Raw genomic sequence first — 21,130 nt, forward strand, 5'->3', positions numbered from 1 at the left:
CCTGCACATCGGCCGCGGACAGCATCGGGCCACCCGGCGCGTTCGCTACAGGACCTCGAACAGTCCCGCGGCACCCATCCCGCCGCCGACGCACATCGTCACCACGACCCACCTGGCGCCGCGCCGGCGTCCCTCGATCAGCGCATGCCCCACCATCCGGGCGCCCGACATGCCGTAGGGGTGGCCGACGGCGATCGAGCCGCCATCCACGTTCAGGCGCTCCCCGGGAATGCCGAGCCGGTCCTGGCAGTACAGGACCTGTACCGCGAACGCCTCGTTCAGCTCCCAGAGGCCGATATCCTCGACCTTGAGGCCGAACCGTTCGAGCAGGCGCGGCACTGCGAACACCGGCCCGATCCCCATCTCGTCCGGCCGGGTGCCGGCAACGGCCATGCCGACATAGCGGCCGAGCGGCGCCAGCCCGCGCCGCTCGGCGAGGCCGCGTTCCATCAGCAGGCTGCAGGCGGCCCCGTCGGAAAGCTGGCTGGCGTTGCCGGCGGTGACGGTGCCGCCGGGCAGCACGGTCTTCAGCGCCCCGAGCCCTTCCAGCGTGGTCTCCGGACGAGGGCCCTCGTCGCGGGCCAGCGTCACGTCGCGCATGCTGGTCTCGCCGCTCGCCTTGTCCACCACCCGCATGCGCGCCGAGACCGGGATGATCTCGTCGTCGAAGCGGCCCGCCTCGAACGCCGCCTGCACGCGCTGCTGCGAGGCGAGCGCGTATCGGTCGCAACGCTCGCGGTCGATGCCGTAGCGCGCGGCCACCACCTCGGCGGTCTCCAGCATCGGCATGTAGGCATCCGGCTGGTGCGCCGTGAGCCACGGATCACGGTCCAGCCGGTAGGCCTCGGTCTGCACCTGCGAGATCGACTCGACGCCGCCGGCGAGCACGACGTCCATCCGGTCGACGATGATCTGCTTGGCCGCGGTCGCGATCGCCATCAGGCCCGACGAGCATTGCCGGTCGAGCGTCATCGCGGGCACCCCGACCGGGAGGCCGGCGCGCAGCACCGCGTTGCGGGCGATGGTGACCTGGATGCCCTGCGGCATCGCGCAGCCGAGCAGAACGTCGTCGATCTCGTCCCCGGCCACGCCGGCACGCGCCACCGCCGCGCCGATCGCGTGCGCGGCGAGTTCGGTCGCGGGCGTTGCGTTGAAGGCGCCACGATAGGCACGGCCGATCGGCGTGCGGGCCACCGATACGATGACTGCGTCGCGCATGCTCATTCTCCCTGGGCGGCCGGCGCGGCCTGGGTCGCGCTGGCGACCTCGCGCTCGGCCTGGATGAATCCTCGATCCGGCACGATGGCCCCGCTGCGGTCGGCGATCGCGTCGAGTCCGGCAACCACCCGCGCGGCTGCGTCATTGCCGCCGCCGACAAGGCGCCCCTGCGACAGCTCGATGCTGGCGGTCGCGAAGTGCCCGGCGCCGGCGCACAGGATCATGCGGGTCGGGGCGGCATCGCCGACCAGCGCCAGCAGCCCCGGACTGACCAGGGCGGGATCGAGCCGGGCGAGGCTCTCCGGCGGCAGGACCCCCGCGGTCATGCCGGTCGCCGCCGTGGGCGCCAGGCAGTTGACCCGGATGCCGTATCGCGCGCCCTCGATCGCCAGCGTCTGCATCAGGCCGACCAGGGCCATCTTGGCGGCGCCGTAGTTTGCCTGGCCGAAATTGCCGAACAGGCCGGAGGACGAGGTCGTCATGACGATGCGTCCGTACGACTGCGCGCGCATCGTCTCCCACACCGCCTGGGTGCAGATCACCGCACCCATCAGGTGCACCTCGACAACCTCGCGGAACGCGTCGAGCGTCATCTTGCCGAAGCTCTTGTCGCGCAGGATGCCGGCATTGTTGACCAGGATGTCGATCCGGCCCCACTCGCCCGTGACCCGACGCGCCAGTCCCCGGACCGCCGCGTCGTCGGTCACCGAGGCGGCGACCGCCATCGCGCGGCCACCCGAGGCCTCGATCTCGTGCGCGACGCCATCCGCCGCCGCCTGCGAGACGTCGTTGACGACCACTGCGGCGCCACTCCTGGCAAGGAACAGGGCATGCTGGCGACCGAGCCCACCACCCGCCCCGGTGATGATGGCGACCCGTCCTTCGAGCGTCATGGCGCGACTTCCTCTGCTGGGCCGCCCGTACGCTGCCGGCCGTGGGTGTTCTTCAATCCGGTGATTCTGGCTCCGGCCGCCGCTCGGAATGGCACAGCGCGTGGAAGCCGGCGGCCATGAAGCGCGCCATCCGGTCCTTCACCGCCGCGAAGTCGTCCGAATGGCACAGGCCGCCGGAGAGCTTGTCGATCCGCCCGGTCCGGGCCAGCGTCAGCAGCAGCGCGCCGGTCACGAAGTTGTAGCCCCAGAAGATGTCTTCCGCCGGGCACTCCGGCATGGCCCGGCGCAGCAGGCTGATCAGCCGCATGACGACGGGATCGAAATGCCGGCTCATCAGGTCCGCCCCCCAGTCGGGGGTGTTCGACACCTGGGCGCCGAGCGCGCCGTAGTTCTTCCAGGCCTCGCCGCCCTCGATGTAGAGCTCGAGATCGGTGTCGAGGAAGGCATGCACCGCGCCCTCGACCGAAGGCCTGCCGCCGCACTCCGCCTCGTAGCGGTCGAGCGCCTGCATGCGCCGGCTGCTGGAGATCGCCGCCCGCCGCGCGAACACCGCCTCGAACAGGGCTGCCTTGTCGTTGAAATAGTAGTTCAGCAGCGTGTGGTGCACGCCGACGCGGACGGCGACGTCCTTCAGCGTCACGCCATAGAAGCCGTGCCGTGCGAACAGGTGCTCGGCCGCATCGAGGATCTGCTCGGTGGTGCTGGATCTCTGCTCGGCCTTGGTCGGGCGCTTCCTCCGGGTGGTGGTCTCTGTCGTCAAGCTGCTGCCGCCTTCCTGGTCGCGCGCGCGCCCGCAGCGGTGAAGGCTGGCTGCCTGCCCCGGTCGGCCGCACCTCAATCGCTCCCATATGTCGATCGCAGCAGCGTCTTGTCGATCTTCCCGGTGGGCGTCAGCGGCATGGCGGTGATCCGGAGTACCGTGTCGGGCAGCCACCAGGACGCGACCCGGCCGCGCAGCGCCTCGATCAAATCCTCTCCGGAGACCTCGCGATCATCCCGCGTCTCCACCAGCAGGATCGGCCGCTCGCCCCATTTCTCGTCCTGCCGGCCGATCACGGCGGCCAGCGAGATGTCCGGATGCGCGCCGACGATGGCCTCGATGGCGCCCGGATTGATCCACTCGCCTCCTGACTTGATCAGGTCCTTCGAGCGGCCGGTGATGGCAAGGTTGCCGTCCGCGTCGATGCGGGCGAGATCGCCGGTCGGGAACCAGCCGGCGGCGTCGGTGGCTGGCTCGGCCTGGCCGAAATAGCGTTCGATCACGGCGGCGCCACGCACGCGCAGATGGCCCTCCGGTCCGCGCTGCTGCGGCAGCGGCACGCCGTCGGCATCGGTCAGCAGCAGGTCGACGCCGATCGCCGGCCGACCGCTCAGGGCAGCCGAACGCCCGGTGGCGCTCAACGGCGCCACCGTGCCGGACGGCGACAGCTCGGTCATGCCCCAGCTGGTCTGCACCACCACGCCCAGCCGCTGTTCGAGGCGGGCCATCAGCGCCGGCGGCATCGCGGCACCGCCCATGCAGATACGCCTGAGCGACGGCAGGCTGCCGCCATGGGCTTCGAGATGCTCGAGCAGGCCGAGCCAGACGGTCGGCACGCCGACGGCGAGCGTGACGCCTTCGCGCTCGATCAGCGCGGCGAGACTGGCACCGTCCAACCGGCGCCCCGGCAGCACCAGCTTCGCGCCAACCGCCGGGACCGCGAAGGGCAGCCCCCAGGCATTGGCGTGCGCCATCGGCACGCCGACCAGCACGCTGTCCTGCCTGGTGATGCCGAGCACGTCCGCCTGCAGCAGGCGCAGCGTATGCAGGAAGGTCGCGCGGTGGGTGTAGGTGACGCCCTTCGGCGCCCCGGTGGTGCCGGATGTGAAGCACAGCCCGGCCGGCGACCGCTCGTCGAAACGCCCCCAGCCTGGATCGGCGGCGATGCCGTCCGGCTCGGCCGCGGCGATGCGCTCGAGCAGCGGTTCGAGGGGCTGTTCGAGCGGGCGCTCATCCGTGGACAGCGGCCCGGCGGCGGCCGGCATGACCGCGTCGCCGTCGATGACCAGGATGTGGCCGATACCGGGCGCCCCGGCGGACAGCGCGCGTGCCAGCGGCAGCAGGTCGGCACTGGCGATCAAGACCCGGCAGGACGCCGCCGCGGCCATCCTGCCGAGCTCGGTGGCAGTCTGGCGGGGATTGAGCGTGAGGCAGCAGGCGCCCATACCCATAATGGCATACCAGCTCTCGACATGCGCCTGCGTGTTCCAGGCGAGCGTCGCCACATGTTCGCCCGGCACGATCCCGAGGTCGGCGAACAGCGCGCTCAGGCGACGGCTGCGCTCGCGCAAACCGGCATAGCCGACGCGCGCGACCTCGCCGCCATGACTGGCCGTCACCAGCTCGCACCCTGGATGCCATCGCGCGGCATGGTCGAGGAACCGGTCCAGGGTGAGCGGGAAATCCTGCATCGCGCCGTCGATCACACCCGCCATCATCGCACTCCGCCGGTCCGGCCGGCTGTGGTCCGGACCGCTGTATCTGGTCCGGTCATTCGAGCGCGGTCCGTGCGACGGCGGCCGGCATGGTGGCGCCCTGGGTAGCGGCCTGCGTTCCATCCTCGCGGGCGACGCGGCTCAGCAGGAAGATCGGCACCAGCGCCAATGCCGAGGCAATGGCGATCAGGTAGAAGCCGGAGCTGCTGCGACCGGTCCAGCTCTCCGCCAGGCCGAACAGGTAGGGCCCGACGAAGCCGCCGGAGAGGCCCATGGTGTTGATGGCGGCTAGCCCGGCGGCGGCCTGCAGGCCGTTCAGCTGGCGCATGGCGACCGCCCAGTATACCGGCAGCACACCGACGCCGAAGATCGCGCCGCAGACGATGAACAGCATCTGCAGCACGTGGTTGCCGGTGCTGCCGAAGCCGAGCCCGCAGAGCAGGAAACCGATCGTCACGGCGGCCAGGAACAGGCTGTCGCTCGGCACCCGTCGATGCAGGCGGGGAATGACCAGCACGCCGATCAGGGCGCCGATGCCGATGCTGCTCGAGACGATGCCGAGCAGCAGCGGCGACGTCACGTTCATCTGGTGGATGGCGCCCGGGGCGAAGAACACCAGGCCGTTCCAGCCGACCTGGTTGAGAAAGTAGATGGTGCCGATCAGCAGGGTGGTGGCGGAGCCGAGCCCCTTGGTCCAGCCATGCGACTCGATGGCTGCGCGCTGCTCCGTGTTGGCGATGGCGCGGCGTTCCAGCACGGCTGCCTCCTCCGGATTCAGCCAGGTGGCCGAGCGCGGCCGGTCTGGAAGGCGGAACCACAGGAACACGCCCATCGCGATGGTCGGCAGTCCCTCGATGAGGAACATCCACTGCCAGCCCTGCAGCCCGCCGGCCCCGTTCAGCTCCATCAGCAGCCCGCCGAACGGGTTTCCGAAGATGATGGCGAGCGGCGGCGCGACATACAGCCAGCCCACCATGATCGAGCGCTCGCGATAGGCGAACCAGCTTGTGATCAGATACAGCAGGGCCGGGAACAATCCGGCCTCGGCGGCGCCGAGCAGAACGCGCAGGACATAGAACGACAGGTCGCCGCGCACGAACACCATGGCGACCGAGACGATGCCCCAGGTGACGGCGATGCGCGCGATCCAGCGGCGTGGACCGATCCGGTAGGCGAGCAGGTTGCTCGGCACTTCCAGGAAGGCGTAGGCGATGAAGAACAGTCCTGAACCCAGGCCGTAGGCCGCCGGCCCGATGCCGAGATCGCGCTGGAATGCGGGCTTGGCCAGCGCGACGTTGGTGCGATCCAGATACGACAGCAGATAGATCAGGATTATCATCGGCAGCAGCACGCGGATCGCCTTGCGCGCTGCCGCGTCGTAGCGGCGGTCCTCGATCGGTGCGTCGTCCCGGTGATCCGCATATTGGACGGTCATCTGTTTCCCCCTTTGTCCGGATCCGGCTCTTGCGGCCGGTAGCGAGAACGGTCGTTTTCAATCGCCCCAGTGTGGGTCGGTCATCTGGTCGAGCACGGGTGCGGACGGCACGCAGGCGAACGAGCCGGCCTGGTTCGCATCGCCGCCGCGATAGGCCGCGTGCAGCGGATACTGGCAAAGCGGACGCTGGAACGCGATGCCGCTCGCGGGCGTGTCGTTGAGGTACTTGGTCGCGGTGATCCGGGTTGGCGGCACGCCGTGCTCGACCCAGGCAATCAGCGCGCCGAGGGCATCGTCCTGCCGGTCGAGCGGCACCGGCGGCAGTGGCTGCGAGGTGGCGCCGAAGCTGTTGGCGCCAGGCCCGCCGTCGCAATGCTCGACGCCCGGCGCCATGAACAGGCGGAGATAGCTGTTCACCTTTACAGGATCGGTGGCGAACACCGCCGTGTAGTAGTTGATCGCCGTGGCGCTAGGGATCAGCGGATCGTCGTAACCCTGGTAGAGCAGCATGCGGCCGCCGTGCCTGGCGAAGGCGGACAGGTTGGTGCTGTTTGCATTGACCGTGCCGGCGAAGCTGTCGCCGCCGATCGGGAACGCATCCGCGGCATCCAAGGCCTTGCTGATCAGCACATTGGTGTTCCGGTGCTTGGTCAGCAGGGAAGGCCACTGCCACGACGGGCCGTAGATCCAGTAGAACAGGCTGTCGAAGTCCGGTTCGGCCTGGATCTGCGTCCAGGTGAGGCCGATGTCGCCGATGAAGCCGTTTGCCGCTGTAAGCGGGATCGGCTCTTCCGCGCCGCGCTCGAAACCGGGCTGTTCGCGACGTCCGAGATCGTCGTTCACGCCGTTCCAGTAGACACCGATCGTCGTCGCCTGCGCAGGCGTGAGGCAACTGCATTTCGCCGATGTAGGATCGGTGCACGGCACCTCCTCGGATACGCCGTGACAGATCAGCTGGTGGACGTCGGCAGGGCAGGAATAGGGCTGCTCGAGGAAATCGTCGGTCGCGAGCCCGCCATCGTGACCTGCGCATCGCGCCAGGACATTGCCGTGGATGAGAGCGAGGGCGGCGTTGGTCAGGTATCCGCCGGGCTCGCGGGCATTGGCGTAGAGCGCGGGGCTCGAGGCGATCTGGTGGGTGCGGTTGTGCGCCGGCGCGCCGGCCAGGATGCCGTCGTAGTCGGTGGGGAAGCGCTGGCTCTCGGAGAACGCGTTCTGGCCGCCGGTGGAGCAGCCAGCGAAGTAGCTGTGCGCCGGCTGGTTGCCGTACAGCGCCGCGGTCACCTGCTTGCCGACCAGCGTCATCACATGGGTCGCGGCGTAGCCGAAATCCCTGATCGACTGGGGATTGCCGTAAAGCCCGCCGGGCTTGCTGCCGCCGCCGGTCGCGTCGCCGCAGGAAAGCGGGTTGCAGGCATAACGTAGCCCGGTGCCGAGGTCGTCGTTGGCGACGGCAAAGCCTTCCTGCAGGCGTTGCGACAGCGCCACGTAGTCGAGGGTGCCGGCGTAGCCGCCGTTGCCGGTGCCGATGAAGCGACCGTTCCAGCCCTGCTCCGGCAGCCAGGCCTCGATGGAAATGAGCGACTGCGCGGGATTGCCGTTCGAGGACGCCGTGATCTGCACCCGGCAGAACGCCGGCAGGCCGGTGATCGACGCGGTATAGCCGGGGGGCAGGAAGCTGCCGCCGGTGACTTCGGTGCCCTGGGCAGAGACGACGGTCGCGCCGCCGCCGAGGTTGAAGGCCGTCGGCGAGATCGTCTCGCAGGACGAGGCGTGCGCGGCCGGGGCCGCCGCGAGGGCCATGGGCAGGGCCAGCCAAAACATGTGGCGCGATTGCGCGAACATTCCGCTCCTCCTTCAGGTCCCTCTGTCGGGGACGCATTTGACGCGAGAATGGGCACCAGAACGTTTCGCTGTAAATTCACTAACATGAGAGTGAGTTTGTGCATCGCAACAAGGTTCCGGCACGTGCGTTCAGAGCTCCCGCGCATGGATACCCAGAGGCTTGCATGCGAGCGAACAATACAGGAACATGGCTAAGTGGAACTTCTCCAGAAGCTCGAGATCCTGGCCGACGCCGCGAAATACGACGCGTCCTGCGCCTCGAGCGGCACCGACAAGCGCGACAGTCGTGGCGCCAAGGACGGCGTCGGTTCCACCGAAGGCATGGGCATCTGCCACGCCTATGCGCCGGACGGCCGCTGCATCTCGCTGCTCAAGATCCTGCTGACCAACTCCTGCCTGTTCGAGTGCGCCTACTGCATCAACCGCGCCTCCTCGAACGTGCGCCGGGCCCGCTTCACGGTGGACGAGGTGGTCCGCCTCACGCTCGGCTTCTACCGGCGCAACTGCATCGAGGGGCTGTTCCTGTCTTCCGGCATCATCAAGTCGCCGGACTACACCATGGAGCAGGTGATCGGCGTCGCCCGCACGCTGCGCGAGACGCACGGATTCCGCGGCTACATCCACCTCAAGACCATTCCGGACGCCGATCCGCTGCTGCTCGAGGAGGCCGGGCGCTGGGCCGACCGGCTTTCGATCAACGTCGAACTCCCCACCGAGGCGGCGCTCGCCGACTACGCGCCGGAGAAGGACATGGGCGGCATCAGGCGCTCGATGGGCCGCATCCGGCTCGGCATCGACGCCGCCCGCGAGAAGACCGCACCGGGCCGGGCGAAGCCGCGCCGGTTCGCGCCGGCTGGCCAGTCCACCCAGATGATCATCGGCGCGGATGCGAGCTCCGACCGCACCATCCTGCGCACCAGCACCAACCTGTATGGATCGTATGGTTTGAAGCGGGTCTACTACTCGGCCTTCTCGCCGATCCCGGATGCGGCGGTGGCCCTACCGCTCCGACCGGCGCCGCTTCTGCGCGAGCACCGGCTGTACCAGGCCGACTGGCTGCTGCGGTTCTACGGGTTCGGCGTCGAGGAACTGACCACGGACAGTTCCGGCAACCTCGACCTCGAGCGCGACCCGAAGCTGGCCTGGGCGCTGCAGCACCGCGAGATGTTCCCGGTCGACGTCAACCGCGCCGACAAGGAGGCGCTGCTCCGTGTGCCCGGCTTCGGGGTGAAGTCGGTGGGGCGCATCCTCACCGCGCGACGGCACCGCAGCCTGCGGATGGACGACCTTGCCCGCCTGCGCATCTCGATCGCCGCCATCGCGCCCTTCGTGGTGGCGGCCGACCACACGCCGCGCGGCGAATTGGACAGCGTCCGGCTGGCGGCACGGGTCAGCAGGAAACCGGCGCAGCTCAGCCTGCTTTGAGGCCGGCATGCGGAATGTCGTCCTTGCCCATGAAGTGGATTTCGCGGCTTGGCGCGCGGCGGCACGCGATCTCGCCATCGAGGGCGTCCCTCCCGAGGCGGTGATCTGGTCGGTGGGCGCGCCGGACGACCTCTTCGCGGGCACCGAACAGCCGCCGCAACCCGCTGCCGCCGCAGCATTCAGCGTGCCTCGGCCACTGGTCGAGCTGGCGCAGACGGTGATCCAGGCCCGCGAGCCGGAGCGATTCGCGCTGCTGTATGGCCTGATCTGGCGCACCAGCCGGGGCGAGAAGCGGGTGATCGAGGACGTCACCGACCCGCAGGTCGCGCGCGCCATCCGGCTCTCGCAGTCGGTGCGGCGCGACACCCACAAGATGCGCGCCTTCGTGCGCTTCCGGGCGGTCGAGGAGGAGGGCGTTACCCGCTATGTGTCGTGGTTCGAGCCCGACCACTTCATCGTCGAGGCCAATGCCGACTTCTTCGTGCGCCGCTTCGCCACCATGGTGTTCTCGATCCTGACGCCGTACCGCAGCCTGCACTGGACCGGCAGTCAGGTCGATTTCAGCCCCGGCGCCGACCCCTCGCAGGTGCCGGACGACGACGCGCTGGAGCGCTACTGGCGCGCCTATTTCAGCTCGATCTTCAATCCGGCGCGGCTGAAGGTCTCGGCGATGACGTCGGAGATGCCGCGCAAATACTGGCGCAACCTGCCCGAGGCCGCCGCCATTCCCGAACTGGTGCGCGCGGCGCAAGAGCGCACCAGGACCATGCTGGAGACTGCTCCGATGCCGAAGACCGCCCCGACGCCCAAGGCTGCAACGCGTCCGAAGGCAGCCCAGTCGCTCGTCGAACCGGGTGAGCCCGCCATCGGCGACCTGTTGGCGGACACCCTTCCGGCCTCGGTCGCGGCGCTCGCCAGGGACGCGGCCGGGTGCCGGCGCTGCCCGCTCTGGCAGCCGGCGACGCAGACGGTGTTCGGCGAGGGTCCGCAGGATGCGGCGATGATGATGGTCGGCGAGCAGCCGGGCGACCAGGAGGATCTTGCGGGCCGGCCGTTCGTCGGGCCTGCCGGCCAGCTGCTCGACCGCGCCATACGCGAGGCCGGGATCGACCGGCAGGCGGTCTACGTCACCAATGCGGTGAAGCACTTCAAGTTCGAGCCGCGCGGCAAGCGGCGCATCCACCAGAAGCCGGACAACAGCGAGATCACCGCCTGCGCCCCATGGCTGGCCGAGGAACGGCGGCTGGTGCGTCCGGCCCTGCTGCTGATGCTCGGCGCCACCGCCGCCCGCGCGGTACTGGGCCGGACGGTGACCATCTCGCGCGAGCGCGGCCGGCCGATCCCGCTGGAGGGAAACACCCAGGGCTTCGTCACCGTGCACCCGTCCTACCTGCTGCGGCTGCCGGACGAGGAGGCGAAGCGGCGTGAATATGCCGCCTTCGTCGCCGATCTTACGCACGCAAGGGAGCTGCTCGCGGAACTGGCGGCCTGAGAGAAGGTGCCAGCAGCAGCGGCTGCTCGGAGAAGGTGTCGATCGGCACGCGGCCGAAGTCGCGCAGCGGCAGCGCCTGTTGCGGGGGCAGCGTACCGGCGCGCGCGACGGCACTCCGCACGACCGCAAGTGTCGACGGCGCCACCGTCGCCGGGGTGGCGGCCAGGATGGCGATGGTGCCGCGATACTGCGACGGCGAGGTCGAGCTGTTGAGGGTCGCGATCTCCTGGGCGAGGTAGCCGTCCAGGCCGACATAGTCCTTCAGGGTCTGCTCGAGGTCAGGCTGCGACGGCAGCAGGATCAGCGCCTCGCAGATGGCGATCTGCTGCAGATCCATGCCCTCGATCCGGTCGGACACCGCCTGCGTCGTGTCGGCGAAGGATACCCCGCCGACCTGCGCCTTGATCACCGCACCGAACGGCAGGGTGATGCCGCTGATGCTGAAGGTCTCGGAGCGCGGACTGTAGAGTTCCCGGCAGACCAGCCCGACCTGTTGCATGCCGCCGCCGGGCTCCGGCACGTCGACGTAGCCACGCATGACCACGCCGGGGTCACAGGCGGCGAGGCACAGCAGGGAGAGCACGCAAAGCCGGGATCGATTGTTCGCCATCACGCCGGCTCTCCCGCCGCCGCCCGTCGCGGTGCGTGGACAGCCTAGCGTGTCCCCACCGGTCAGGCGGCCGTCATGGCATCCAGCAGCGCCTGCCCGAAGCCGGCATGTCCGGCGCGCACCCCGGGCAGCGCAAGGAAGAGGTTGTCATCGGCAGCATCCGGCCGCGCCCGGTAGCGGCACAGGATGTCGCCCATGTCGAACTGCCCGGCGGCATCGACACCGTGGTCGTAACCGTAGCCGGACCCAGGTTGCCGGCCGCCCTGCTCGACGAACTGCCGCGTCCGCCGCACCAGCAGGTAGCTGCCGCCGTGGGTCCAGGCCGGTTCGTCGCGTTGCTGCGGCCCGATCCAGGGCGAGCCGGCCGTGGCGCCGGTATCGCCCCGGCGGAAGCCGTTCAGCTTCCAGCGCGGCGCCACGAGGTCATGGGTGCATGCGATCACGTCGCGCAGGCCATCGGCGGCTGCACACGGCGTGGCGGCGCCGATCTGCAGCAGCAGGTCGCCGCCCTGGTCCGCGACGCTTGCCGGCGCTGCCTCGAGGTGGCGCGGACGCAACCCGGCCAGGCCGTTTCGCCCGTCGAACAGCGTGCCGCCGACCGCGAGGGTCAGCACGACATGGTCCCGGGCCAGCGCCTCGGCGCGCTCGGCCATGACACGCATGGCACGGCGCAGGATCGCCGGCTCGCTGGCCAGCACATCGAACGCCACGAACAGCAGGACCGGTGGCTGCATCGTGACGCCGGGCTGGTGCCGCGCGCGGAAAACCGGCGTGGCGGCAGCGGCGGCGGGCCGATGCGACGCCGCGATCCCTGCAGCCGCCGGCAGGCCGCCCAGGAACGACCGGCGCGTGAAGGAGAACCGGCGCGTGGCGAATAAGCGGAGCCCAGCCATGGCTCTTGCCGTATCACGGGTCCGCCGCCACGTCAGCCGCTCCGGAACATTGTCGGTGCCACGGCGCTGACAGGACCGCCGCATCGACGCGGACCAGCATGGGAGGCCGCATGGCCGAGGACGAGAAGACCACCGCCAACACGCCCGTGAGCGGAACCGATCCCGGCGGCACGCGTCCCGCACCGCCCAAGGACACTCCGGAGAAACAGCCGGTGCAGAGCGGCGACCAGAACGCCAACCCGTCGCGCGTCACCGATCGCTGACGTTGCCAGCCGGTCGCATGGCGCACCCGTGATGCATATCCATCTCGATGCCATCGGCGGGGTGGCAGGGGACATGTTTACCGCCGCCCTGCTCGACGCCTTTCCGCAGCATGCCGAAGCGCTTTCGGAATGCGTGCGACGCCTGGCCCCGGTCTCGTGCAGCCTTCAGCGTCACGATGACGGCATCCTCACCGGGAGCCGCTTCGACGTGGTCGACACGACGGTCTCCGCAGGACACGACCACCACCATACGCATGACCAAAAGCATGGACACGAGCATGGACATGGCCATGGGCACACGCACTGGAGCCATATCCGCGCCCGGCTGAGCGGATCCGACCTGGAGCCGGCCGTCACCGGAATCGCCATCGGGATCTTCGGGCGGCTCGCCGAGGCCGAGGGCCGTGTGCATGGCGTGCCGGCCGACGAGGTCGCCTTCCACGAGGTCGGCGCCGCGGACTCCATCGCCGACATCGTGGCTGCTTCATGGCTGATCGCCAGGCTGGGCGAGGAAACCGGCTGGAGCGTCTCGGCGCTGCCCCTCGGCTCCGGCCGGGTGCGAACCGCGCACGGCATCATGCCGGTCCCCGCGCCTGCAACGACCATATTGCTGGAAGGCTTCGAGATCGTCGACGACGGCGTTGCCGGAGAGCGCGTCACCCCGACCGGTGCCGCCATCCTGGCCTGGCTGGCCGACTCCGGCCGGCTGCGTTCGCGTCCATCCGGGCGAATGGGCGCGACCGGGATCGGCTTCGGCACCAGGCGCCTTCCCGGCCTCAGCAACTGCCTGCGCGCCCTGGTGCTGCAGACCGGTGCGACCGAGCGCGACACCGCCGCCGCGCATCGTCTGCTGGCGGTGATCGGCTTCGAGATCGACGACCAGTCGGGCGAGGATCTCGCCACCGGCCTCGACCGGCTGCGCGACCTGCCCGGGGTGCACGATGTCGTGCAATGGCCGACCATCGGCAAGAAGGGCCGGCTTGCGGTACACGTGCAGGTGCTGGTGGTGCCGGACCGGCTGGATGACGTGGTCGCGGCCTGCTTCACCGAGACCACCACCATCGGTCTGCGAACTCACATGGTCGAGGGGCGGGCGCTTCACCGCAGCCTGAGCCAGGTGTCCGTCGACGGGCTGCCTGTGCAGGTCAAGCTGGTGGACCGGCCCGGGCAGCGCACCGGCAAGGCCGAGGCCGACCATGTGGGGACGGCGCTAGGCCACGCCGGCCGGCAGGCGCTCAGGCGCCGCGCCGAGCAGGCGGCAAGCGGAGAGAACGATGGACGCTGACGACATCAACCCGGCGCAGGACGCTCAGGCTGGGGAAGCCCTGGCTCGCCTGCGGGCCAACCTGGCAACCCTGCGTGGCACCGGGGCTGCGGTCGCGGTCAGCGGTGGCATCGACAGCCTCACGCTCTCGGCGGCAGCCCATGCGGTGCTCGGAGCCGGTGTGGCGATGCACCATGCCACCTCGCCCGCGGTGCCATCCGAAGCCACCGAACGGACCAGGGCCCTCGCCGAGCTGCATGGCTGGCGGCTGGAGATCTTCGACGCCGGCGAGTTCGCCGATGCCGACTACCGCGCCAACCCGGTCAATCGCTGCTTCTTCTGCAAGACAAGTCTGTATGGCAGCATAGTCCGCCGCCTCGCCGCGACCGGCGTCATCGTGCTGTCCGGCACCAACACCGACGATCTTGGCGAGTATCGTCCCGGCCTCGAAGCCGCGCGCCTGCACGGCGTGCGGCATCCCTTCGTCGAGGCGGGGATCGACAAGGCGATGGTCCGGCGCATCGCCCGGCTGCTTGGGCTCGGGACGCTGTCGGACTTGCCCTCGGCACCGTGCCTGTCGAGCCGGATCGAGACCGGGATCGCCATTGAACCGGCGACGCTTGCCCTGGTGCACGATGTCGAGCGCACCGTGACACGACGCCTGCGACCCGCCACCGTGCGCTGCCGGGTGCGCGCCGACGGCATGGTGGTGGAACTCGATCCGGGCGCCCTCGCCGCCCTGCCTGCGGAACCTTCCGGTCTGCTGCAGGAGATCGAGGCGCTGGCACGACGCGCCGGCGAGGTGCGTCCGGTGCGCTTCGCGCCCTACCGGACCGGCAGTGCCTTCCTGGTCGCACCATGAGCGAGTTCAAGCTCGACCTCGAGCGCACCGCCCGGATCGGCTTCGGCGAGGCGATCTACTGCGCCGGCAAGTCTGCCGCCCAGGTAGGCGCTATCCTGGAGTCCGACCCGGCTCGCTCGTTGTTGCTGACACGCCTGGATGCCGCGAAGTTCGACGCCCTGCCGACGCCGGTTCGAAGCCGGCTCGACTGGGACCCGGTCTCGCAGACCGCGTGGCAGGGCGACCCGGCTCCGGTCGCGGGACATTCCGGGCCGCGCATCGCCATCGTGACCGCCGGCACGTCGGATGTTCCGGTGGCGCGCGAGGCGGCGCGGACGCTGCGCTTCTCTGGACATGACAGCACGGAGATCGTCGATGTCGGCGTCGCTGGCCTCTGGCGGCTGCTTGACCGTGTCGAGGAACTGCGCCGGCACGAGGTGGTGATCGTGGTGGCCGGCATGGATGCGGCGCTGCCCAGCGTGATCGGCGGCCTGGTGCCGGGCGTGGTGATCGCGGTGCCGACGTCGGTCGGCTACGGCGTCGCCGCGGGCGGCCGCGCGGGGCTCGACGCCATTCTCGCCAGCTGCTCGCCCGGCGTCACCGTCGTGAACATCGATAACGGCTATGGCGGCGCCTGCGCCGCGCTGCGCGTCCTCAACGCAATGACGCGCCTCAGCAAGGATCACTCCTCATGAACAGACGCGACTTCATCAAGACCACCGCGGCCGGGGTCGGCGCGACCGCCGCACTCGACGTCATGCCATCCGCTCCGGCCGCCGCCGCCGCCATCGACGATGCCGCCAAACCCGCCCCCGGCACCGTCACCGCGTCCATCCCGCAACATCCGGACATGAAGTACCGTCGGCTGGGCCGCACCGGCGAGGCGGTGTCGCTGGTCGGCATGGGTGGATTCCATCTTGCCAAGCCGGGCGGCATGACCAACGCCGAGGCAATCCGCGTCGTGCATGCCGGTCTCGATGCCGGCATCAACTTCTGCGACAATTGCTGGGACTACAACGGTGGCGAGAGCGAGGTCCGGCTCGGGCGCGCGCTGTCGCAGGAAGGCTACCGCAACAAGGCCTTCCTGATGACCAAGATCGACGGCCGCACCGCGCAGGCCGCGATGGGCCAGATCGAGACTTCGCTGACCCGCCTCAAGACCGATCATCTCGACCTGCTGCAGTTCCACGAGATCATCCGGATGGACGATCCCGAGCGCGTCTTTGCAGCAGGTGGCGCGCTCGAGGCGGTGCTGCGCGCGCGCGAGCAGGGCAAGCTGCGCTACATCGGCTTTACCGGGCACAAGAGTCCGAAGATCCACGCCCACATGTTCGCGGTCGCGGACCAGCACGATTTCCATTTCGACACCGTACAGATGCCGCTGAACATCATGGACGCGCACTACGACAGCTTCGAGCAGACGGTGGTCCCGATCGCGCTCGCGCACGACACCGGCATCATCGGCATGAAGGCGTTCGGTGATAATTTCATCCTGAAGTCGCGCGTCATGCCTCCGATCCAGATGCTGCAATATCCGATGGGCCTGCCGGTCAGCCTGCAGGTGACCGGTATCGACAGCATGCCGATCCTGCACCAGGCGCTGCAGGCGGTGCGGACCTTCACGCCACCGTCGCCCGAGTTCCGCAACGCGCTGCTGGCCCGCAGCGCAGAGGTCGGCCGCACCGGCTCTACCGAGCACTACAAGATCTCGGGGCATTTCGACGGCACCGGGCAGAACCCGCAATGGCTGACGGAGGCCTGAGAGACCATCCGATGGACCGTCGCACCCTGTTCCAGACCGTCGTCGCCGGTGGCGTTCTCAAGGCAAGCGCCGCGGTCGCCGCCACCACCGGGCTCGGCACCGGCAGCAATCCCCTGCCACCGCTGCCGCGTGTCACCGATCCGGGCGAGCTGCGCGGCGAGATGCTTTATCGCAAGCTGGGAAATACCGGCGCCACCGTGTCGGCGATCGGCTTCGGCGGCTCGCATTTCGCCAAGCCCGGCATCGAGGAAGCGGAGTCGATCAGGCTCTGCCATGCGGCGATCGATCGCGGCATGAACTTCATGGACAACGCCTGGGACTACAACAAGGGCGAGAGCGAGCGCCGCATGGGCGCGGCACTCGGCCAGGGCGGCTACCGCGACCGTGTCTTCCTGATGACCAAGGTGGATGGCCGCAATGCCGGCATCGCCAACCAGCAGCTCGAGCAGTCGCTCCGAAGGCTGCGTACCGACCATCTCGACCTCTGGATGTTCCACGAGGTGCTGCGTTTCGACGACCCCGACCGCATCTTCGCACCGGGCGGTGCGATCGAGGCGGCGGTGGCGGCGAAACGGGCCGGCAAGATCCGCCATATCGGATTCACCGGACACAAGGACCCGCACATCCACATCGCGATGATGGAGGCGGCGCGCCGGAACGGCTTCCAGTTCGACGTGGTGCTTATGCCGTCGAACGTGATGGACGCGCATTTCCGCTCGTTCGCGCGCCTCGCCATGCCGGTGGCGCTGCGGGACAACATCGCGGTCATCACCATGAAGCCGTTCGGCGGCTCCAACGGCGTGATCCTGAAGAGCGGTGCGGCGATACAGCCGATCGACTGCCTGCACTACGCGCTGAACCGGCCGACGTCTGTCGTCATCACCGGCATCGACAACCAGCGTGCGCTCGACCAGGCGTTCCGGGCGGCCAGCAGCTTCCGCCCGATGGACGTCGTGCAGGAGCAGCGCATCCTGCAGGAGACCGAGACGCAGGCTGCCGAAGGCCGCTACGAGCTGTTCAAGACCACCGACCATTTCGACGGCACGGCACATAATCCGGACTGGCTCGGCGGCGATACGGCAACGACGGCCGCGCTGGCACCCAAGACAGGGGGCTGATCGCCGTCAGGCTATCGTCGCGATCGGTCCAGTTGCGGTCCGATCGTCTCGACCAGCCAGTCGACGAACACCCTGACCCGCGGGGACATCTGCCGGTTGCTCGGATAGAGCACAGCCAGCGGCGTGGGTGTCGGGGGGAATTCGGCCAGCACCTCGACCAGGACTCCCGAGGCAAGGTCGTCGTCGAAACGGTAGCGTGGCGCCTGGATAAGGCCGAGCCCGAGCCGCGCGGCAGCGGCACTCGTATCAGCGCCACCGACCAGCACGCGGGCGGGCAGCATCACCTCGATCGTCCTGCCGTCGACGGTGAATTCCAGCGGCAGAGGCCGGTCGGTCCGGGACGAGACGAAGCCGACCATCACATGCCCGTCCAGCCGATCGGGTGCAGCGGGAACACCATGCTTGGCGAGATAGCCCGGGCTGGCACAGGTGATCTCCTCCATGACCCCCAGGCGCCGCACCACCATGTCGCTGTCGGCGAGCGGTCCCGCACGCACCACGCAATCGACGCCCTCGCGCACCAGGTCCACGTAGCGTTCACCCTCGCCAAGATGCAGGGTGAGGGCCGGATGCTGCGCCAGGAAAGCGGGCAGCGCCGGCAGCAGCACGGTGCGGGCGAGATATCCCGAGACATCGATGCGTAGCAGCCCGGCCACCGCCCCGCTGGCGCCACGATCGGCGTCCTCGAGATCCGCCAGCACCGCGACACACCGGTGGTAGTAGATCTCGCCCTCGACGGTCGGCTGCACATGACGGGTGGAGCGGTGCAGCAGCCGTGTCTTGAGCCGCTGCTCCAGGGCCTTGATGCTGGCGGTCGCGACCGGACGCGAGATGCCGAGGTCCGCCGCCGCCGCGGTGAAGCTGCGCCGGTCGACAATGCGCACGAACAGGTCGAGCGTGGTCAGACGATCCATGGCTCTATTCCGCTGGGCAAAACAATGTTGACTGCCACCGTGGCCTAACCCGCGCAATCGGAGCGGCCCAGATGGAGACCTTCAACCGATGGAGGCCACCATGCCCGCACAATCCCGCATCGCACTCGTCACCGGCGGCAGCCGCGGCCTCGGCCGCTCGACGGTCGAGGCGCTCGCCCGGCGGGGCGTCAGCTCGATCTTCACCTACAACAGCAACCGTGAGGCCGCCGACGCGGTGGTCGCGTCCGTCGAGCGGGCGGGGGCACGGGCAGCCGCGCTCAGGCTCGACACCGGTGACAGCGCCGCCTTTCCAGCCTTCACGGTGGAAATACGCAAGGTCCTGCAAGGCTGGGGCGCCGAGCGGTTCGACTACCTCGTGAACAACGCCGGCACATCGCATCACGCACCGATCGCCGAGGTGACCGAGGCGGATTTCGATGCGCTCTACCGCGTCCACTTCAAGGGCGTGTTCTTCCTGACCCAGGCGCTGCTGCCGCTGATCGCCGATGGTGGCCGGATCGTCAACGTATCGTCCGGCCTGACCCGCTTCGCCTATCCCGGCAGTGCCGCCTACGCTTCCATGAAGGGGGCGGTCGAGGTGCTGACACGGTATCTGGCGCGGGAGCTCGGCACGCGCGGGATCGCCGCCAACACGGTGGCGCCCGGCGCCGTGCAGACCGACTTCAGCGGCGGAATGGTGCGCGACAACCCCGAGATCAACCGGCGGATCTCGGAGGCGACGGCCCTCGGCCGGCCGGGGCTGCCGGACGATATCGGCCCGATGATCGCGGGGCTGCTGTCCGACGATAATCGCTGGATCAACGCCCAGCGCATCGAGGTCTCCGGCGGCATGATGATCTAGCCTTGGTTGTCGCCTGCAGCGCACCGGCGGGCGCGGATCAGTCCTGCGCGCCACCCTGGATCGGGATGATGCCGAGCTTCGCGAGGTGCGCCTGCAGGCAGGACAGGGCGACGGTGTAGTCGCCGAAGGTCGTCAGATGGCGCTCCAGGAGGAGTGCGACATCCGACGCCGGGCGATCTTTCAGCGCTGCCAGTTCCGGGGGGATGTCGTCCGTCGTCGCCTGCAGGCGCTCGATGGCGTGGTGCAGGTTGCTGACACAGCGACGCCAGTCTTCGGCCGTCTTCATGACGCGTCCGGATGTGCTGCTGCCAGGCTGTGCTGCTGGTTGTGGAGGACCCATGGCAAGGCGGGCTGGCAGTGCAGGTCGATGATGCAGCCGGGACCGGCGTCCTCGATCTCCATCCTGAAGCCATGCAGCGCCATCACCGCTGCGACCAGGCTTAGCCCGAGTCCGTTGCCGGGCACGCTCCGGCTGCGTTCCGAGCGATAGAAGCGCTGCAGCACACGGTCGCGCTCGCCGGGGACGATGCCGGGGCCCCGATCGATGATGCGGATGCGCAGGCCGTAGGTCTCCGCCGTCAGCGCGAGGATCACCGGGGTCTGCACCGGGGCAAACTTGATGGCGTTGTCCAGCAGGTTGCCGACCGCCTCCAGCAGCATGTCGTGATCGCCGACGACGATCGATCCCGGGCGCGACTGCAGGAGCAGCGCCACGCCCTTCTCCTCGGCGAGCGGCTCGTAGAGCTCGGCGGCCTCCGACAGCACCTCGGCAAGATCGACGCGCGCGAACGCCTCGCGACGCCGCCCATGATCGATCGCGCTGATGCGCAGCACGCTGGCGACCACCGCCAGGGCCTGGTCGATCGAGGCGATCGCCCGGTCCGCCGCGGCCTGGAACTCGTCACGGGTGCCGGCCTCGTCGCGCGAGCGCTCCAGCCGGTTCCGCACCCGCGTCAGCGGCGTACGCAGATCGTGCGCGATGCTGTCGCTGACGCCACGGATGCCTTCGACCAGCCGCTCGATCTCGTCCAGCATGCCATTCACCGCCGTCGCCAGCCGGTCGAGATCGTCGCCGCTGTGATCGACCGGCAGCCGCCCGCTCAACTGGCCGCCCATGATCCGCCCGATCGCCGCGTGCAGCCGGGCGATGCGGCTCTGCGCGCGCCAGGCGAGCCAGGTCCCGCCGGCGATGGACAGCAGCAGCGCCGGTGCCAGGCCGAGTTCCAGGGCACGGCGGATGATGTCCTGCACGTCCTCGAGTTCGTCGAGATCGTAGCCGATCAACAGCACCCGGTCGGGCCCGATTGCCGTCGCCACCGCGCGCACGACTTCCGGATCGTCGCCGTCATGGTCGCGGTCGATCCCCTTGAACACCGCCTGGCGGGCGTGCCCGTCGACCGGCAGGTGCTTCGGCATGGCCTGCAGGTTGCCGGCGAGATGCCGGCCGTCGCGCCGGAAGATGCCGGCATAGCGCACCTCGTGCGGATCGTTGGCCAGCCACGCTGCGAGACGCGCTTCCAGCCTCGGCTCCTCCAGGTCCCGGGCCGGCGCCTGCGCCAACAGGTGGGCCTCCAGCAGGATCGTCCTGTCGATCTTCTGCCGCTGGTGCAGCGCGGTCTGCCAGTAGATGAAGCCGAACAGCAGCAACGCCATGCCGGCGAAGCCACCGGAGATGGACAGCGTCCAGCGGAAGATGGTGGACGAGGCGGCCCGTCGCAGCCGGTCCAGCAGGGTGGTGCCGGGCAGTGCCATGGTCGCGGATGGAGTTGCGGGCGCGGGGGTTGCTGCGGCCGGGGTGGTGATCGCGCGGTTGGACACGG

At 69.3% G+C, this 21,130-nt stretch carries 20 protein-coding genes; 9 read left to right on the top strand and 11 right to left on the bottom strand.

Translation table 11 applies throughout. The features are described 5' to 3' along the window. Positions 1-45 precede the first annotated feature (45 nt). From FE263_RS13305 to FE263_RS13330, 6 genes are all read right to left on the bottom strand, one after another. The gene (locus FE263_RS13305; RefSeq protein WP_138326503.1) at positions 46-1,218 is read right to left on the bottom strand and encodes an acetyl-CoA C-acyltransferase; all 1,173 of its coding nucleotides are present in this window, start codon (positions 1,216-1,218) and stop codon (positions 46-48) included. A 2-nt stretch (positions 1,219-1,220) separates the two neighbouring features. After that, entirely contained in the window at positions 1,221-2,111 is an 891-nt protein-coding gene (locus FE263_RS13310) for an SDR family NAD(P)-dependent oxidoreductase (RefSeq protein WP_138326504.1), read from the bottom strand. A 52-nt stretch (positions 2,112-2,163) separates the two neighbouring features. After that, positions 2,164-2,871 (bottom strand): TetR/AcrR family transcriptional regulator, encoded by a 708-nt coding sequence (locus tag FE263_RS13315; protein ID WP_138326505.1) that lies wholly within the window; start codon positions 2,869-2,871, stop codon positions 2,164-2,166. A 74-nt stretch (positions 2,872-2,945) separates the two neighbouring features. Beyond that, positions 2,946-4,586, bottom strand: a complete 1,641-nt coding sequence (locus tag FE263_RS13320) for an AMP-binding protein (RefSeq protein WP_240759529.1) — start codon at positions 4,584-4,586, stop codon at positions 2,946-2,948. Positions 4,587-4,641: 55 nt separating this feature from the next. Beyond that, entirely contained in the window at positions 4,642-6,021 is a 1,380-nt protein-coding gene (locus FE263_RS13325) for an MFS transporter (protein WP_138326506.1), read from the bottom strand. A gap of 57 nt (positions 6,022-6,078) precedes the next feature. After that, a complete protein-coding gene (locus FE263_RS13330; RefSeq protein ID WP_138326507.1) occupies positions 6,079-7,866 on the bottom strand; it encodes a tannase/feruloyl esterase family alpha/beta hydrolase in 1,788 nt (595 codons plus the stop codon). A gap of 195 nt (positions 7,867-8,061) precedes the next feature. On the opposite strand from FE263_RS13330, the gene FE263_RS13335 reads away from it, so the two are divergent. After that, positions 8,062-9,291 carry a putative DNA modification/repair radical SAM protein gene (locus tag FE263_RS13335; protein WP_138326508.1) on the top strand — a complete coding sequence of 410 codons (1,230 nt, stop codon included), beginning with the start codon at positions 8,062-8,064 and terminating at the stop codon, positions 9,289-9,291. A gap of 7 nt (positions 9,292-9,298) precedes the next feature. Beyond that, positions 9,299-10,783: a UdgX family uracil-DNA binding protein gene (locus FE263_RS13340; RefSeq protein WP_138326509.1), complete on the top strand. Its 1,485-nt coding sequence runs from the start codon at positions 9,299-9,301 to the stop codon at positions 10,781-10,783. Here the strand turns inward: FE263_RS13340 and FE263_RS13345 are convergent. Both FE263_RS13345 and FE263_RS13350 read right to left on the bottom strand, forming a co-directional pair. Next, entirely contained in the window at positions 10,743-11,393 is a 651-nt protein-coding gene (locus FE263_RS13345; RefSeq protein ID WP_138326510.1) for a hypothetical protein, read from the bottom strand. The two genes, FE263_RS13340 and FE263_RS13345, sit on opposite strands and share 41 nt — an antisense overlap. A gap of 62 nt (positions 11,394-11,455) precedes the next feature. Next, the gene (locus FE263_RS13350; protein ID WP_171034099.1) at positions 11,456-12,286 is read right to left on the bottom strand and encodes a Dyp-type peroxidase domain-containing protein; all 831 of its coding nucleotides are present in this window, start codon (positions 12,284-12,286) and stop codon (positions 11,456-11,458) included. Between the two features lie 110 nt (positions 12,287-12,396). Between FE263_RS13350 and FE263_RS22130 the strand changes: the two genes are divergently transcribed. The 6 genes from FE263_RS22130 to FE263_RS13375 are packed head-to-tail and all read left to right on the top strand — an operon-like array spanning position 12,397 to position 17,534. Next, positions 12,397-12,549, top strand: coding sequence for a hypothetical protein (locus FE263_RS22130; protein ID WP_171034100.1), 153 nt, complete (start codon positions 12,397-12,399; stop codon positions 12,547-12,549). A gap of 31 nt (positions 12,550-12,580) precedes the next feature. After that, positions 12,581-13,834: a nickel pincer cofactor biosynthesis protein LarC gene (larC, locus tag FE263_RS13355; RefSeq protein WP_138326512.1), complete on the top strand. Its 1,254-nt coding sequence runs from the start codon at positions 12,581-12,583 to the stop codon at positions 13,832-13,834. Continuing rightward, entirely contained in the window at positions 13,824-14,675 is an 852-nt protein-coding gene (locus FE263_RS13360) for an adenine nucleotide alpha-hydrolase family protein (RefSeq protein ID WP_205880375.1), read from the top strand. Before larC ends, FE263_RS13360 begins: the two co-directional genes overlap by 11 nt. Then, positions 14,672-15,349, top strand: coding sequence for a nickel pincer cofactor biosynthesis protein LarB (larB, locus tag FE263_RS13365; protein ID WP_138326513.1), 678 nt, complete (start codon positions 14,672-14,674; stop codon positions 15,347-15,349). The genes FE263_RS13360 and larB overlap by 4 nt, the downstream gene beginning before the upstream one ends. Then, entirely contained in the window at positions 15,346-16,416 is a 1,071-nt protein-coding gene (locus FE263_RS13370; protein WP_138326514.1) for an aldo/keto reductase, read from the top strand. Before larB ends, FE263_RS13370 begins: the two co-directional genes overlap by 4 nt. A gap of 11 nt (positions 16,417-16,427) precedes the next feature. Then, entirely contained in the window at positions 16,428-17,534 is a 1,107-nt protein-coding gene (locus tag FE263_RS13375) for an aldo/keto reductase (protein WP_138326515.1), read from the top strand. 11 nt (positions 17,535-17,545) lie between these two features. Here the strand turns inward: FE263_RS13375 and FE263_RS13380 are convergent, their stop codons facing one another. Continuing rightward, positions 17,546-18,448, bottom strand: coding sequence for a LysR family transcriptional regulator (locus tag FE263_RS13380; RefSeq protein ID WP_138326516.1), 903 nt, complete (start codon positions 18,446-18,448; stop codon positions 17,546-17,548). A gap of 100 nt (positions 18,449-18,548) precedes the next feature. Between FE263_RS13380 and FE263_RS13385 the strand changes: the two genes are divergently transcribed. Continuing rightward, the gene (locus FE263_RS13385; protein WP_138326517.1) at positions 18,549-19,310 is read left to right on the top strand and encodes an SDR family NAD(P)-dependent oxidoreductase; all 762 of its coding nucleotides are present in this window, start codon (positions 18,549-18,551) and stop codon (positions 19,308-19,310) included. 37 nt (positions 19,311-19,347) lie between these two features. Here the strand turns inward: FE263_RS13385 and FE263_RS13390 are convergent, their stop codons facing one another. Further along, positions 19,348-19,596: a hypothetical protein gene (locus tag FE263_RS13390; RefSeq protein ID WP_138326518.1), complete on the bottom strand. Its 249-nt coding sequence runs from the start codon at positions 19,594-19,596 to the stop codon at positions 19,348-19,350. Beyond that, complete coding sequence (locus FE263_RS13395) at positions 19,593-21,128, bottom strand: sensor histidine kinase (RefSeq protein WP_138326519.1); 1,536 nt, start codon at positions 21,126-21,128, stop codon at positions 19,593-19,595. Before FE263_RS13395 ends, FE263_RS13390 begins: the two co-directional genes overlap by 4 nt. Positions 21,129-21,130 lie beyond the last annotated feature (2 nt).

The organism is Lichenicoccus roseus (assembly GCF_005844085.1).
Classification (GTDB): domain Bacteria; phylum Pseudomonadota; class Alphaproteobacteria; order Acetobacterales; family Acetobacteraceae; genus Lichenicoccus; species Lichenicoccus roseus.

Excerpts from the sequence above, each read along its gene's own strand:
- FE263_RS13380 (WP_138326516.1), bottom strand. The coding sequence starts at position 18,448 with ATGGATCGTCTGACCACGCTCGACCTGTTCGTGCGCATTGTCGACCGG.
- FE263_RS13305 (WP_138326503.1), bottom strand. The coding sequence starts at position 1,218 with ATGCGCGACGCAGTCATCGTATCGGTGGCCCGCACGCCGATCGGCCGT.
- FE263_RS13310 (WP_138326504.1), bottom strand. The coding sequence starts at position 2,111 with ATGACGCTCGAAGGACGGGTCGCCATCATCACCGGGGCGGGTGGTGGG.
- larC (WP_138326512.1), top strand. The coding sequence starts at position 12,581 with ATGCATATCCATCTCGATGCCATCGGCGGGGTGGCAGGGGACATGTTT.
- FE263_RS13370 (WP_138326514.1), top strand. The coding sequence starts at position 15,346 with ATGAACAGACGCGACTTCATCAAGACCACCGCGGCCGGGGTCGGCGCG.
- FE263_RS13345 (WP_138326510.1), bottom strand. The coding sequence starts at position 11,393 with ATGGCGAACAATCGATCCCGGCTTTGCGTGCTCTCCCTGCTGTGCCTC.
- FE263_RS13320 (WP_240759529.1), bottom strand. The coding sequence starts at position 4,586 with ATGGCGGGTGTGATCGACGGCGCGATGCAGGATTTCCCGCTCACCCTG.
- FE263_RS13375 (WP_138326515.1), top strand. The coding sequence starts at position 16,428 with ATGGACCGTCGCACCCTGTTCCAGACCGTCGTCGCCGGTGGCGTTCTC.
- FE263_RS13360 (WP_205880375.1), top strand. The coding sequence starts at position 13,824 with ATGGACGCTGACGACATCAACCCGGCGCAGGACGCTCAGGCTGGGGAA.
- FE263_RS13350 (WP_171034099.1), bottom strand. The coding sequence starts at position 12,286 with ATGGCTGGGCTCCGCTTATTCGCCACGCGCCGGTTCTCCTTCACGCGC.
- FE263_RS13390 (WP_138326518.1), bottom strand. The coding sequence starts at position 19,596 with ATGAAGACGGCCGAAGACTGGCGTCGCTGTGTCAGCAACCTGCACCAC.
- FE263_RS22130 (WP_171034100.1), top strand. The coding sequence starts at position 12,397 with ATGGCCGAGGACGAGAAGACCACCGCCAACACGCCCGTGAGCGGAACC.
- FE263_RS13340 (WP_138326509.1), top strand. The coding sequence starts at position 9,299 with ATGCGGAATGTCGTCCTTGCCCATGAAGTGGATTTCGCGGCTTGGCGC.
- larB (WP_138326513.1), top strand. The coding sequence starts at position 14,672 with ATGAGCGAGTTCAAGCTCGACCTCGAGCGCACCGCCCGGATCGGCTTC.
- FE263_RS13325 (WP_138326506.1), bottom strand. The coding sequence starts at position 6,021 with ATGACCGTCCAATATGCGGATCACCGGGACGACGCACCGATCGAGGAC.
- FE263_RS13330 (WP_138326507.1), bottom strand. The coding sequence starts at position 7,866 with ATGTTCGCGCAATCGCGCCACATGTTTTGGCTGGCCCTGCCCATGGCC.
- FE263_RS13385 (WP_138326517.1), top strand. The coding sequence starts at position 18,549 with ATGCCCGCACAATCCCGCATCGCACTCGTCACCGGCGGCAGCCGCGGC.